9 protein-coding genes and 1 pseudogene are annotated in these 13,251 nt (G+C 62.3%); 8 read left to right on the forward strand and 2 right to left on the reverse strand.

Features of this window, described 5'->3' with window-relative positions; genetic code table 11:
- The first annotated feature begins 132 nt into the window (after positions 1-132).
- The 6 genes and pseudogenes from NKI10_RS04740 to NKI10_RS04765 all read left to right on the forward strand — a co-directional run bounded on the left by NKI10_RS04740 (position 133) and on the right by NKI10_RS04765 (position 8,876).
- Complete coding sequence (locus NKI10_RS04740) at positions 133-2,010, forward strand: extracellular solute-binding protein (RefSeq protein WP_023692606.1); 1,878 nt, start codon at positions 133-135, stop codon at positions 2,008-2,010.
- The gene (locus tag NKI10_RS04745) at positions 2,010-3,878 is read left to right on the forward strand and encodes an extracellular solute-binding protein (RefSeq protein WP_352858897.1); all 1,869 of its coding nucleotides are present in this window, start codon (positions 2,010-2,012) and stop codon (positions 3,876-3,878) included. Before NKI10_RS04740 ends, NKI10_RS04745 begins: the two co-directional genes overlap by 1 nt.
- Before the next feature lie 174 nt (positions 3,879-4,052).
- Positions 4,053-5,150 (forward strand): microcin C ABC transporter permease YejB, encoded by a 1,098-nt coding sequence (locus tag NKI10_RS04750; RefSeq protein WP_023745250.1) that lies wholly within the window; start codon positions 4,053-4,055, stop codon positions 5,148-5,150.
- On the forward strand, positions 5,150-6,289 hold the full coding sequence (locus NKI10_RS04755) for an ABC transporter permease (protein WP_352811565.1): 1,140 nt from the start codon (positions 5,150-5,152) through the stop codon (positions 6,287-6,289). Before NKI10_RS04750 ends, NKI10_RS04755 begins: the two co-directional genes overlap by 1 nt.
- Positions 6,286-7,914, forward strand: a complete 1,629-nt coding sequence (locus NKI10_RS04760) for an ABC transporter ATP-binding protein (RefSeq protein WP_352858899.1) — start codon at positions 6,286-6,288, stop codon at positions 7,912-7,914. The genes NKI10_RS04755 and NKI10_RS04760 overlap by 4 nt, the downstream gene beginning before the upstream one ends.
- A 19-nt stretch (positions 7,915-7,933) precedes the next feature.
- Positions 7,934-8,876, forward strand: a pseudogene (locus tag NKI10_RS04765) (2-hydroxyacid dehydrogenase).
- A 12-nt stretch (positions 8,877-8,888) separates the two neighbouring features.
- Here NKI10_RS04765 and NKI10_RS04770 read toward each other — a convergent pair.
- Both NKI10_RS04770 and NKI10_RS04775 read right to left on the reverse strand, forming a co-directional pair.
- Positions 8,889-9,248: a hypothetical protein gene (locus NKI10_RS04770; protein WP_352858901.1), complete on the reverse strand. Its 360-nt coding sequence runs from the start codon at positions 9,246-9,248 to the stop codon at positions 8,889-8,891.
- A gap of 104 nt (positions 9,249-9,352) precedes the next feature.
- Positions 9,353-10,285, reverse strand: a complete 933-nt coding sequence (locus NKI10_RS04775; RefSeq protein ID WP_023732464.1) for a class I SAM-dependent DNA methyltransferase — start codon at positions 10,283-10,285, stop codon at positions 9,353-9,355.
- Positions 10,286-10,390: 105 nt separating this feature from the next.
- On the opposite strand from NKI10_RS04775, the gene NKI10_RS04780 reads away from it, so the two are divergent.
- Positions 10,391-11,401, forward strand: a complete 1,011-nt coding sequence (locus tag NKI10_RS04780; RefSeq protein WP_352858903.1) for a ligase-associated DNA damage response exonuclease — start codon at positions 10,391-10,393, stop codon at positions 11,399-11,401.
- Between the two features lie 244 nt (positions 11,402-11,645).
- Positions 11,646-13,244: a cisplatin damage response ATP-dependent DNA ligase gene (locus tag NKI10_RS04785; RefSeq protein WP_352858905.1), complete on the forward strand. Its 1,599-nt coding sequence runs from the start codon at positions 11,646-11,648 to the stop codon at positions 13,242-13,244.
- The last annotated feature ends 7 nt before the right edge of the window (positions 13,245-13,251 follow it).

Consider the following 13,251-nt stretch of genomic DNA (forward strand, 5'->3'; position numbering starts at 1 on the left):
ACCTCAAAAAAGCCGGGTTCAGCCCGGCTTTTTGTTAGGAAAATCGCATATGCGGCGACAAAGCCGCCGCATGGCGGTTTTCACCGGCGTCAAATCATTTAGGATTGCCGGGCATCGCGACGAGGAGAACGCATGACGGTTGGCCGAACGCTTCTGAGGTCCTTTCTGGTTGTGGGCGCCCTCGCAGGCGGCCTGCAGGCATCCTTCCCCCAGGAATGGCACACCACCTCTTCGCTGATCGGCCCCTCCAAATATGGCGAGAACTTCCAGCGCTACGATTATGTGAATCCGGATGCACCGAAGGGCGGTACCTACAATTCGGTCGTTTCCGGCACGTTCGACAGCTTCAATCCCTATATCGTTCAGGGATCGCCGGCGGCCGGCCTGCAGCCATTTGGCGGCGGCCTGCTCTACGACACGCTGATGGACCAGGCGACTGACGAAGGCAGCGTCAGCCACCCGCTCGTCGCCGATGCCTACAAGTACCCGACCGACTATTCCTCGGCCACCTACCGGCTCGACCCGCGGGCGAAATGGCATGACGGACAGCCGATCACAGTCGACGACGTGATCTGGTCGTTCCAGGTGCTGAAGGCCAACAGCCCGATGTACAGCCGCTATTTCGAAAACGTCACCGACGCCGTCGCTGTCTCGGACCGTGAGGTCGAGTTCCACTTCGACCAAAAGGGCAATCGCGAACTGCCCAAGATCCTCGGCGACCTTGTCGTGCTGCCCAAGCATTGGTGGGAAGGCACCGACGCCAATGGCAAGAAGCGCGACATCACCAAGGGGACGCTGGAGCCGCCGCTGGGCTCGGCTGCATACAAGATCGCCAGCTTCAAGGCGGGGTCGGAAATCGTCTGGCAGCGCGTCCCCGACTATTGGGGCGCCAAGCTGGCTGTGAAGATCGGTCGGGAGAATTTCGACACGCAGCACTTTACCTACATTCTTGACGACAACGCCTCCTGGGAGGCGTTCAAGAAAGGTGGCCTCGACGATATCAAGCCGGAAAACAGCTCGAAGCGCTGGGCGACATTTTATGATTTCGCGGCGATCAAGGCCGGCGATGTGATCAAGCAGGAGTTCAAGACCACCTCGCCCGAGCCGATGCAGGCTTTCATGCTCAACCAGAGACATAGGTTGTTTGCCGATCGTCTGGTCAGGGCCGCGCTCACCTACCCGTTCGATTTCGAATCGATGAACCGCACGCTGTTCTTCGGTTTCAACACTCGCACCCACAGCTATTTCCAGGGCACGGACCTAGCCTCTAGCGGCTTGCCGCAAGGCAAGGAATTGGAGATCCTGGAGAAGTACCGCGACAAGCTGCCGCCGGAAGTATTCACCCAGGAATTCAAGTTGCCGGTCTACGATTCGCCGCAGGCGGAGCGCAAATATCTGAAGCAGGCGGTCGACCTGTTCGCCCAGGCCGGCTGGGTGATCAAGGGCGGCAAGATGGTCAACGCCAAGACCGGCGAGCCATTCAAGTTTGAAATCCTAGGCTCGAATGAAACCGACCAGGTCATTTCCAGCCCCTGGATCGCCAATCTGCGCAAGATCGGCGTCGATGCGACACTGCGCATCGTCGACCCGAGCCAGTACACCAACCGCGTCAGAAATTTCGATTACGACGTCATCACAGGACAGCTCCAACAGTCGGAATCGCCCGGCAACGAGCAGCGCGATTTTTGGAGCTCCAAGTCCGCCGACACACCGGCATCGCGCAATTATTCCGGCATCAAGAACCCGGTCGTTGACGCCCTTGTCGACCGCATCATTTTTGCCACGGATCGCGATGACCTCGTCGCCACCACCCATGCGCTCGATCGCGTGCTGCTGTGGAATTACTATGTGGTGCCGCAATACTATCGCGCCGTTGTGTGGCTGGCTTACTGGAACAAGTTCGGCATCCCGGAAAAGCAGCCCGGCTACCGTGGCGCCGATATCGATTCCTGGTGGATCGATGCGGACAAGGAAAAGGCCCTGGCCGCCAAGTACAAGGGCAGCAATTGATGGCGGGGCTCCCTCGCCGCGATTTCCTGGCCCTCAGTGGCGCCGCGGCTGTTGCTGCGCTGCTGCCGGGCAAGGCTTTCGCCGCCAGCCCAACCGGCGTGAAACTGCATGGACTGTCGGCTTTCGGCGACCTCAAATACAAGCCGGACTTCACTCATTTCGACTATGTCAATGTCGATGCGCCGCAAGGTGGCGTCTTCAACTTCCTGCCGCGCAACTGGCTTGCCAACCAGACGCCGCTGACCTTCAACACGCTGAATTCGTTCGTCCCCAAAGGCGATTCGCCCCAGCGCACGGAGATGTGCTTCGATTCACTGATGGTGAGAGCCTACGACGAACCTGACGCCGTTTACGGGCTGATCGCTGACGGCGTGACGATTTCCGACGACCGCAACGACTTCACCTTCTCGCTGCGCCCGCAGGCCCGCTTCCATGACAGCACGCCATTGACCGCAGAGGATGCCGCCTTCACCTTCAAGCTGCTCAAGGACAAGGGGCACCCGTACTATTCCCTGCCGCTAACGCATCTGGATGACGGGATCGCCGTGGATGCCCACACGCTGCAGCTTAGGTTTTCCGGCAAGCAGACAAGCCGCACCATCCTCAACGTCGTCGAGTTCCCGGTCCTGTCGAAGGCGTTCTACACGACCAACCCGTTCGATTCCTCGCAGATGAACCCGCCGTTGGGGTCAGCCGCCTACAAGGTCGGTCGCTGGTCGGCAGGGGCCTGGATCGAATATGAGCGTGTGGCTGATTATTGGGGCAACGACCTGCCGGTCAATCGCGGCCAGAACAATTTTCAGCGGATTCGCGTTGAGTTCTATCAGGACCGTAGCGTTGCCTTCGAAGCGTTCAAGAAGGGAGAAATCCTCTACAGGGAGGAATTCACCTCGCGCGTCTGGGCGACCGGCTACGACTTCCCAGCCTTCACTGCCGGCAAGGTGGTGAAGCACGAATTCCCGGCCGAAACGGTGCCTTCGATGCAGGGCACCGCCGTCAACCAGCGGCGCGAGCAGTTTCGCGACTCGCGCGTGCGGCAGGCGATCGGGCTGTGCTTCGACTTCGAATGGACGCGGCGCAATTTCTTCTACGGTTCCTATGAGCGCTCGCAATCCTGCTTCGAGAAATCCGAATTTCGCGCCGAGGGCAGACCGTCGCCACAAGAATTGGCTCTTCTTGAGCCGCTGCGTGAGCAGATTCCCGCCGAGGCTTTTGGCGAAGCCGTGATCCAGGACGCGTCGAACGGCTCCGGCCGCGACCGGCAGTTGCTTGGCAAGGCGGCCAAGCTTCTGACCGAGGCCGGCTGGAAACGGTCCGGCAATTTCGTCGTGAACGACAAGGGTGGTCGGTTGTCCGCAGAGTTTCTTGTCGACGACGAAGTCTTCGAACAGGTCTACTCGCCCTGGGTCGAAAACATGAAGGCGGTCGGCATCGATGCCTCGATCCGGCTGGTGGATGCCGCGCAATATCAGCTGCGGCAGAATTCGTTCGACTACGACCTCGTCTCGGTCGCGGCCTCGTTTCCGGCGACGCCAACCCGTGATGACCTCGAAACCATTTTCCATTCGCGAGCAGCTACCGTATCGGGCTCTCGCAATCTGCCGGGAACGTCGAGCCCGGCCATCGACGCCCTGGTTGACGCCGCAGGTGCCGCCGAGGGTCGCGAAGGCCTGACAATTGCCATGCGCGCGCTCGACCGGGTCTTGCGTGCACGGAGGGATTGGATTCCAAGTTGGTTCCTGGCGAATCATCGAAGCGCCTATTGGGACATGTTCGGTTTTCCCGAGCGGAAACCCGATTTCGACTTCCCGGTCGAAGCGCTGTGGTGGGTCGACAAGGGCAAGGCGGCAAAAATTGGCAAAGGGTAGGCTGTTGCGCGGCACTTTACCCTCCCCCTCGTGGGGAGGGTCGGTGAGCACTTCGTGCGCAGCACGAATGGCGAACCGGGGTGGCGGTGTGACGGCGTACGCCGGATCGAGACTACCCCCACCCCGCCCCGCTTCGCGGATCGACCCTCCCCACAAGGGGGAGGGTGAAAGCTGATGGGCGCCTACATACTGCGCCGTATCCTACTGATGATACCGACCCTGTTCGGCATCATGGCGGTTGCTTTCGTCGTCACTCAATTCGCACCGGGTGGACCGGTCGAGCAGGTCATCGCCAGCCTGACCAACCAGGGCGGCAGCGACCGCCTCGGCAGCGGCGGTGGCGATGCAGGAGGCGGCGGCAATTTCGATGTGGCCGGTGACGTCGGCTCGAAGTATCGCGGCGCGCAAGGGCTCGATCCGGAATTCATCAAGAAGCTGGAAAAGCAATTCGGCTTCGACAAACCACCGCTCGAACGCTTCGTCATGATGCTGTGGAACTATGCCCGCTTCGATTTCGGCGACAGCTATTTCCGTGACATCTCGGTTCTTGACCTGATCCTGGAGAAGATGCCGGTGTCGATCTCGCTTGGGCTGTGGATCACGCTGTTGTCCTATCTGATCTCGATCCCCCTTGGCATCCGCAAAGCGGTCAAGGACGGCTCCGCCTTCGACGTCTGGACCAGCGGCGTGATCATCGTCGGCTATGCCATACCGGCCTTCCTGTTCGGCATATTGCTGATGGTGCTGTTCGCGGGCGGCTCCTTCTGGGACTGGTTCCCACTGCGCGGCATCGTCTCCGACAATTGGGACCAATTGTCGTGGCCCGACAAGATCGTCGATTATTTCTGGCACATGACCTTGCCGCTGACGGCGCTGGTGCTGTCGGCCTTCGCGACGACGACGCTGCTGACCAAGAACTCCTTCCTGGAAGAGATACGCAAACAGTATGTGGTGACGGCCCGTGCCAAGGGCCTGTCGGAGCGGCGGGTGCTTTACGGACATGTGTTCCGCAACGCAATGCTGATCGTCATTGCCGGCTTTCCAGCGGCCTTCATCTCGGCCTTCTTCACCGGCTCGCTTTTGATCGAGAACATCTTTTCCCTCGACGGTCTCGGGCTGCTCGGCTTCAGGTCCGTGTTGGCGCGCGACTATCCGGTCGTCTTCGCCAACCTCTATATATTTTCGCTGCTTGGCCTGTTCGTGACGCTGTTGTCCGACCTGATCTACACATGGGTCGATCCGCGCATCGATTTCGAGCGGAGAGACGTCTGATGACGCAGGCTGCAGCCGAGATCACACCGACAAGGATCGCCCGCCCCTGGCTGTCGCCGCTCAACAAGCGGCGCTGGCAGAACTTCAAGGCCAACCGGCGCGGCTACTGGTCGTTGTGGATATTCCTCGCTCTGTTCGTGCTGTCGCTGTTTGCCGAACTGATCGCCAACGACAGGCCGATCGTCGCCTACTACAAAGGTGAGATCCTATTTCCGGTGGCGGTCGCCTACCCCGAAGAAAAATTCGGCGGTTTCTACGCCGTCACCGACTATCGCGATCCGGTCATCCGCGACGAGATCAACGCCAATGGCTGGATGATCTGGCCGCCGATCCGCTATTCCTACCGCACCGTCAACAATGCGATCCCCGACGCCGCTCCGGCAAAACCATCATGGGAATATGACGCGCAGAAGCGATGCAGCCAGTATCCACAAGGTGCTGCCGATCCTGACTGCATTGTCGGCAACTGGAACTGGCTGGGCACTGACGACCAAGCGCGCGACGTGCTGGCGCGCATCATTTACGGGTTCAGGATTTCCGTGCTGTTCGGACTGATCCTGACCGCGGGCTCGTCGGTTATCGGCGTCGCGGCCGGCGCGCTGCAAGGCTATTTCGGCGGCTGGACCGACCTTCTCTTTCAACGCTTCATAGAAATCTGGTCGGCGATACCGCTGCTGTATCTGCTGCTGATCGTCGCCGCCATCCTGCCGCCGGGCTTCTTCATCCTGCTCGGGCTGATGCTGCTGTTCTCCTGGACGTCGCTTGTCAGCGTGGTGCGCGCCGAATTCCTGCGCGCACGCAACTTCGAATATGTCAACGCGGCCCGCGCGCTTGGTGTGTCCAACCGCACCATCATGCTGCGCCATCTTCTGCCTAATGCCATGGTGGCGACGCTGACCTTCATGCCTTTCCTGGTCAGCGCCTCGATCTCGACACTGACCTCGCTCGACTATCTCGGCTTCGGCCTGCCGCCCGGCACCGCGTCGCTCGGCGAACTGCTAAAACAGGCGCAGAGTAACCTCAATGCCCCCTGGCTCGGTATATCGGGCTTCATCGTCATCTCGCTGATGCTGTCGCTGTTGGTGTTCATCGGTGAAGCAACGCGCGATGCTTTCGACCCGCGCAAGGCGTTCCGATGAGCGAACTCCTGCTCTCCGTCCGCGATCTCAGCGTTGCCTTCACCCAAGGCGGCAACGAGTCGACCGCCGTCGACCACATCTCCTTCGATCTCGCCAGGGGCGAGACGGTGGCGCTTGTGGGCGAATCCGGTTCCGGCAAATCGGTCTCGGCGCTGTCGGTGCTGAAGCTTCTGCCCTACCCGACGGCCAGCCATCCCTCGGGCAAGATCCTGTTCCAGGGCGCCGACCTTTTGGCGATGAACGAAAAGCAGTTGCGCAGCGTGCGCGGCAACAAGATCACCATGATCTTCCAGGAGCCGATGACCTCGCTCAATCCGCTGCACACGATCGAGCAGCAGATCGTCGAGATCCTGGCGCTGCATCAGGGCATGGGCGACCGCCAGGCCAAGGCGCGCACGCTGGCGCTGCTCAACGAGGTCGGCATTCGCGAACCGGAAAAGCGGCTCGACGCCTATCCGCACCAATTGTCCGGCGGCCAGCGGCAGCGCGTCATGATCGCCATGGCGCTGGCCAACGAACCGGAACTGCTGATCGCCGACGAGCCGACGACGGCGCTCGACGTCACCGTGCAGGCGCAGATCCTCGAATTGCTGGCGGAGTTGAAGAGCCGTAAGGGCATGTCGATGCTGTTCATCACCCATGATCTCGGCATTGTCAAAAAGATCGCCGACCGCGTCTGCGTGATGACCAAAGGCAAGATCGTCGAGACCGGGCCGACCAGGGACATCTTCGCCAACCCGCAGCACGCTTATACCAAGCACCTCCTGGCCGCCGAGCCGAAGGGCAAGCCGCCGGCCGCCAACGATGCCGCCAAGCCGGTGATGACAGGCAAGAACATCAAGGTTTGGTTCCCGATCAAGAAGGGTTTCTTTCGCACCACCGTCGACAATGTGAAGGCAGTTGACGGCATCGACGTCACCGTGCGCGCCGGCCAGACCCTCGGCGTCGTCGGCGAATCCGGCTCCGGCAAGACGACGCTCGGGCTGGCGCTGGCGCGGATGATCTCATCGACCGGCACCATCCAGTTCAATGGCAGCGACATCAACCAGCTTTCCTTCAACGCCATGCGGCCGCTGCGCCGCGAGTTGCAGATCGTTTTCCAGGACCCGTTCGGCTCGCTCAGCCCGCGCATGTCGGTCTCGGAGATCATCGAGGAAGGCTTGAAGATCCACGAGCCGAAGCTGTCGCCCGATCAACGCGACGACAAGGTCGTCGCCGTGCTGAAGGAGGTCGGGCTCGATCCGGGGACCAGGAACCGCTATCCGCATGAATTCTCGGGCGGCCAGCGCCAGCGCGTCGCCATTGCGCGCGCCATGGTGCTCAATCCACGCTTCGTCATGCTGGACGAACCGACCTCGGCGCTCGACATGAGCGTGCAGGCGCAAGTGGTCGACCTCTTACGCAATCTGCAGGCCAGGCACGACCTTGCCTATCTGTTCATCAGCCACGATCTGAAAGTCATTCGCGCCCTTGCCAATGACGTCATCGTCATGCGCAATGGCAAGATCGTCGAAGCCGGCCCTTCCGAACAGATTTTCGAGCGGCCGCAGACCGACTATACGAAGGCGCTGATCTCGGCCGCGTTCAAGATCGAGACGGCGCCGGTCGGTATCGTCAGCGAATAACAGGGAATACAATCCGCAAATGGAAAAAGGCAAAATCCTGCTTGCCGTCACCGGCTTTCATCCGCAGCGCTGGCGCGAGCTGCTGTCGGCCGAGCGCGAAGTGGTGCTGGAGCCGGACGGCGCTTCGGATCCGTCGATCACCTATGCGGTGGTGTGGAAGCAGAAGCCGAACCTCTTGAAATCGCTGCCCAATCTACGCGCAATCTTCTCGATCGGCGCCGGCGTCGACCATATCTTCGCCGATCCCGGCCTGCCCGATGTGCCGATCGTCAAAGTGGTAGCCGACAACCTCACCCAATACATGACCGAATATGTCGTCTGGCGGGTGCTCGACCATCATCGCCAGGGCATGCTCTATCGTGCCCAGCAGCCGAAGAAGACCTGGCACGAACCGCCGCAGCGGCCGGCCGGCGACATCTCGGTCGGCATTATGGGGGCTCGGCAATCTCGGCCGCGCCGCGGCGTCGGTGCTGTTGTCGCTCGGCTTTGCCGTCAATGGCTGGTCGCGCAGCGACAAAGCCATGAAAGGCGTTGCGACCTATGCCGGAGAGGCCGGGCTGATCCCCTTCCTCAACGCCACCGACATACTGGTGGTGCTGCTGCCGCTGACGCCGGACACGCACGGCATCATCAATTACGGCGTGCTGAAGGAATTGCGCAAGCGCAACGGCCTCGGCGGCTCGGTGCTGATCAATGCCGGGCGCGGCCGGCTGCAGAAGGACGCCGACATCTTGCGCGCGCTGGACGACGGCACGCTGAAGGAGGCGAGCCTCGACGTGTTCGAGGTCGAGCCGCTGCCGAAGACCAGTCCGCTATGGAGTCACCCGAAAGTGTTCGTGACGCCGCACGCGGCGGCGACCTCCGACCCTGTCCACCTGGCACCGAGCATGTTGCGGCAGATGGATGCCTTCGAGCGCGGCGAAAAGCTTGATAACGTGGTCGACCGCAAGGCGGGGTACTGAGCAAGTTCAGGTTCAGCTCGGCAGACTGAACTTCTTCTGCTTGTTGGGCTTGCCGCAGTCGCGGCGGACGATCGAGCGGTTCATGGCGTCGATCTTGCCACTTGCCAGATCAGTATCGCGCTTGCTTTTGGAGCGCATATCCGGCGTGAACGGGCCGAAGCCCATCGCCGGATTGGAGAAGCTCGGCTTGGCGTCCGTCGACAGATGGTATTGCTGCGCCAGTTCGTTGCGTTGCGCCAGCAACTGGTCGCAAGGCACGTTGTCATATTGCAGCGACGATTGCACGTCCTGGTCCTGCCGCTCCGACATCGAACTGCCCATGCAGCCGGTCATTGCCAGGCAAGACACCAAGACCATCATGTTCCAGCGCATGTGTTCCTCCTCAATGCCTGCCGAGGGCTTTTCCCGGCTTGTATCCTACCTGATGCCGCGCCAGCCGCAAAAATCCTATTCACGTTTTCGAACAAGACGAGACATCAACCCTTGGACGAGGGCACCGCCAGCGCGGCAAGCCCGTCGACCGGCTGGCGGCGATCCCAGCGGATGACGGTCGGCTGCATCGACAGCACCGACAGGCCGTTTGCGGCAAGCACCCGCTCGACATAGGCTTGAGAATGGGCGTAGCGACGAGACGGCTGCAGCGCGAAACCGGCGTCGCCGCCCGCCCCGCCCTTGGCTGGCTTTTCGACGGAAAAGGCAAACAGGCCATTGGTGGCCAGAATGCCTGCGACGGTCTTCATCACGCGATCGAGCGCGCCGACATAGATGAACACGTCGGCCGCCACCACCAGATCGGCTTTCGGTCCGGCATAGGCGAAATCCTGCAGATCGGCCTTGGCGAGCAGATCGTAGACGCCTTTGGCGCGGGCCTTTTTCAGCATGGCGGCGGAGATGTCGTAGCCCTCCAGCCGTTCGGCGACCGGCCGCAGTTTCTCGCCCATCAGACCGGTGCCGCAACCAAGGTCGAGCGCCAGCGAAAAGCGGCCCGCCCTTGCCGCTCGAATGGCGCGATCGAGAAACTCCGGCAGCCGGTAGCCGAGCTTGCCGACCAGCGAATCTTCGAAAGTTTCGGCATAGTGGTCGAACAGCGTTTCGACGAAGGCGCTGGGTGGCGCCGCGGCAGCCGGCGCCTTGCCGATGAGTTGCAGCTTCAGCGCAGCGCCAAGGCGATCCGCCGGGTCGAGTTTCAGCGCCGTCGCCCAGGCTTGAGCCGCCACGTCGAGCCGCTCGGCCGTCTCCTGCATCTCGCCAAGACGGAACCAGCCCGCCGCCCATTGCGGCGCCAGTTCCAGCGCGCCGAGCAGCAGCTCCGCCGCTGCCGCGTGCTCGCCCGAGCCGAAAAGCATCTCGGCATAGTCGGCGCGACGGTCGGCGGTCAGGTCGCCGGACGAGATTTTCAGCGGTTGCATGGCGATGGCCCCGCCGGCTGATGCGGCCGGTGGCTGGCTGTAGGCCGAGTCAGCAGTCTCTTGCAACAGGCTTCCCGCGCTGGAATTAGCCACTATCTTGAGTGGATGCGCGCCAGCGAACTGCTTCATCCCCGGCCTGAAGGCCTTTATTGCCCATCCGGCGATTTCTTCATCGACCCGGTGCGGCCAGTCGACCGGGCGTTGATCACGCATGGCCATTCCGACCATGCCCGCTCCGGCCATCGTTCGGTGCTGGCGACGCAGCAGACGCTCGACATTATGGGGTTGCGTTATGGCGAGGATTTTGCCGGGACAACGCAAGCGGCCGTGCTTGGCGAAGCGATGGCGCTGAACGATGTCAGCGTCACCTTCCATCCGGCCGGCCATGTGCTGGGCTCGGCGCAGATCGCGGTCGAGCACAAGGGCAGGCGCATCGTCGCCTCCGGCGACTACAAGCGCCAGAAGGACGCGACCTGCGCACCGTTCGAACCGGTCCGATGCGATGTGTTCATCACCGAGGCGACCTTCGGCCTGCCGGTGTTTCACCATCCGCCCGACACAGAGGAGATCGCCCGGCTGCTCAAATCGGCGGCGCAGTTTCCCGAGCGATCGCATCTGGTCGGCGCCTATGCGCTGGGCAAGGCACAGCGGGTGATGCGGCTGCTGCGCGATGCCGGTTATGACAGGCCGATCTATATCCACGGCGCGCTGGCCAAGCTCAGCGAATATTACCAGAACCAGGGCATCGACCTCGGCACGCTGGAGCCGGCAACCGTCGACAGCGGCGGCAAGCAGGATTTCACCGGGGCCATCGTTGTCGGCCCGCCATCGGCCTTCGCCGACCGCTGGGCGCGGCGCTTTCCCGACCCGATCTCGTGCTTCGCCTCGGGCTGGATGCGCATCCGCCAGCGCGCCAAGCAAGGCGGCGTCGAACTGCCGCTGATCATTTCCGACCACGCCGACTGGGACGAACTGACCGCCACCGTCAAGGAGACGGGCGCCGGCGAAATCTGGGTGACGCATGGCCGCGAGGAAGCGCTGGTGCGCTGGTGCGAGCTGAAAGGCATCGCCGCCAGGCCACTGCACCTGGTGGGATATGAGGACGAGGGCGATTGATGGTGATTTTTGATCCAGAAATCGCCGGCGCGGCGATCCTTCCCACCCCCCTCTGGCCTGCCGGCCATCTCCCCCGCAAGGGGGGAGATCAGATGTCACCTCCGCTTTCGCCAATCGCCAACCTCGCAAGATGGGCGGCAAGATCAAGGCTGCCAATCTCCCCCCTTGCGGGGGAGATGTCCAGCAGGACAGAGGGGGGTGTGCCAGAGCGCAAACCTCTGCCGTCAACGCGGTCCTTGCATCCATGAACCGCTTTGCCGAGCTCCTCGACCGCCTGGTGCTGACGCCGTCGCGCAATGGCAAGCTGACGCTGCTCGTCGATTATTTCCGCAGCGTCGAGGACCCCGACCGCGGGCTGGCGCTGGCGGCTATCACCGGCGACCTCAACATTGCGGCGGTCAAGCCGGCGATGCTGCGCACGCTGGTCACCGAGCGCATGGATCCGGTGCTGTTCGGCTATTCCTACGACTATGTCGGCGACCTCGCTGAAACCGTGTCGCTGGTCTGGCCGCAAACGCCGGGACATATCCCCAACCGGGAGCCGACGCTTGGCGACGTCGTGACAAAGCTGCAGGCGGCGAGCCGCTCGGACGGACCCAGGGTGCTGGCCGGGCTGCTCGACAGCGCCGGCATTTCGGCGCGCTTTGCCATCATCAAGCTGGTCACCGGCGGCTTGCGCATCGGCGTTTCGGCGCGGCTGGCCAAACAGGCGCTGGCCGATTTCGGCAAGGTCGATGTCGCCGAGATCGAGGAGCTGTGGCACGGGCTGACGCCGCCCTATATCTCGCTGTTCGCGTGGCTGGAAGGCAAGGCCGAGAAGCCGAAGCGGACCGCACTTGCCCTGTTCAGTCCGGTGATGCTGTCGAACCCGGTCGGCGACGGCGACCTCGAAAAGCTCGATCCGGCCGCCTATGCCGCGGAATGGAAATGGGACGGCATCCGCGTTCAGGCGGTGTGCGAGGGCGGCGTGCGCCGGCTCTATTCGCGCACCGGCGACGATGTGTCCGGCGCATTCCCCGATCTCGCCCAGGCGATGAATTTTTCCGCCGCGCTCGACGGCGAATTGCTGGTCGGCGAGCCCGCGGCGACCGGCACGTTTTCGGACCTGCAACAGCGGCTCAATCGCAAGAGCGTGGCCCCGAAGATACAGCAGCAATACCCGGCCTTCATGCGCTGCTACGATGCGCTGCAGATCAACGGCGAAGATTTGCGCGCGCTACCTTTCCGCGAGCGGCGGGCCCGTCTTGAGGCCTTCATCACAACGCTGGACCCGCACCGTTTCGATCTGTCGCCATTCGTCGAATTCCGGGATTGGCAAACGCTGGAGGAACTGCGCCGCGCGCCGCCGCACCCGATTATCGAAGGCGTGATGCTGAAGCGCTGGGATTCGCCCTATCTCGCGGGACGGCCGAAAGGGCCGTGGTTCAAGTGGAAGCGCGATCCGCACACGGTCGATGCTGTGCTGATGTATGCGCAGCGCGGTCATGGCAAGCGGTCGAGCTTTTATTCCGACTATACGTTCGGCGTCTGGTCGGGGCCGGAAGGCGCGGAGGAATTGGTGCCGGTCGGCAAGGCCTATTTCGGCTTCACCGACGAGGAGTTGAAGCAGATCGACAAATTTGTCCGCGACAATACGGTCGAGCGTTTCGGCCCGGTGCGCTCGGTGCGCGCCGACCGCAGCCAAGGCCTGGTGCTGGAGGTGGCGTTCGAAGGTCTCAACCGTTCGACCCGCCACAAATCCGGCGTTGCGATGCGATTTCCCCGCATCTCACGGCTGCGCTGGGACAAGCCGACCGCCGAAGCCGACCGCATCGAGACGCTGCAGGCGCTGCTTGATCGCTAGGCGGCGC

The sequence above is a fragment of the Mesorhizobium sp. M0802 genome, assembly GCF_040320115.1.
Classification (GTDB): domain Bacteria; phylum Pseudomonadota; class Alphaproteobacteria; order Rhizobiales; family Rhizobiaceae; genus Mesorhizobium.

Bases quoted from the DNA above. Each gene is read 5' to 3' on its own strand.
- NKI10_RS04760 (WP_352858899.1), top strand. From the start codon at position 6,286: ATGAGCGAACTCCTGCTCTCCGTCCGCGATCTCAGCGTTGCCTTCACC.
- NKI10_RS04780 (WP_352858903.1), top strand. From the start codon at position 10,391: ATGCGCGCCAGCGAACTGCTTCATCCCCGGCCTGAAGGCCTTTATTGC.
- NKI10_RS04775 (WP_023732464.1), bottom strand. From the start codon at position 10,285: ATGCAACCGCTGAAAATCTCGTCCGGCGACCTGACCGCCGACCGTCGC.
- NKI10_RS04745 (WP_352858897.1), top strand. From the start codon at position 2,010: ATGGCGGGGCTCCCTCGCCGCGATTTCCTGGCCCTCAGTGGCGCCGCG.
- NKI10_RS04755 (WP_352811565.1), top strand. From the start codon at position 5,150: ATGACGCAGGCTGCAGCCGAGATCACACCGACAAGGATCGCCCGCCCC.
- NKI10_RS04770 (WP_352858901.1), bottom strand. From the start codon at position 9,248: ATGCGCTGGAACATGATGGTCTTGGTGTCTTGCCTGGCAATGACCGGC.
- NKI10_RS04785 (WP_352858905.1), top strand. From the start codon at position 11,646: ATGAACCGCTTTGCCGAGCTCCTCGACCGCCTGGTGCTGACGCCGTCG.
- NKI10_RS04740 (WP_023692606.1), top strand. From the start codon at position 133: ATGACGGTTGGCCGAACGCTTCTGAGGTCCTTTCTGGTTGTGGGCGCC.
- NKI10_RS04750 (WP_023745250.1), top strand. From the start codon at position 4,053: ATGGGCGCCTACATACTGCGCCGTATCCTACTGATGATACCGACCCTG.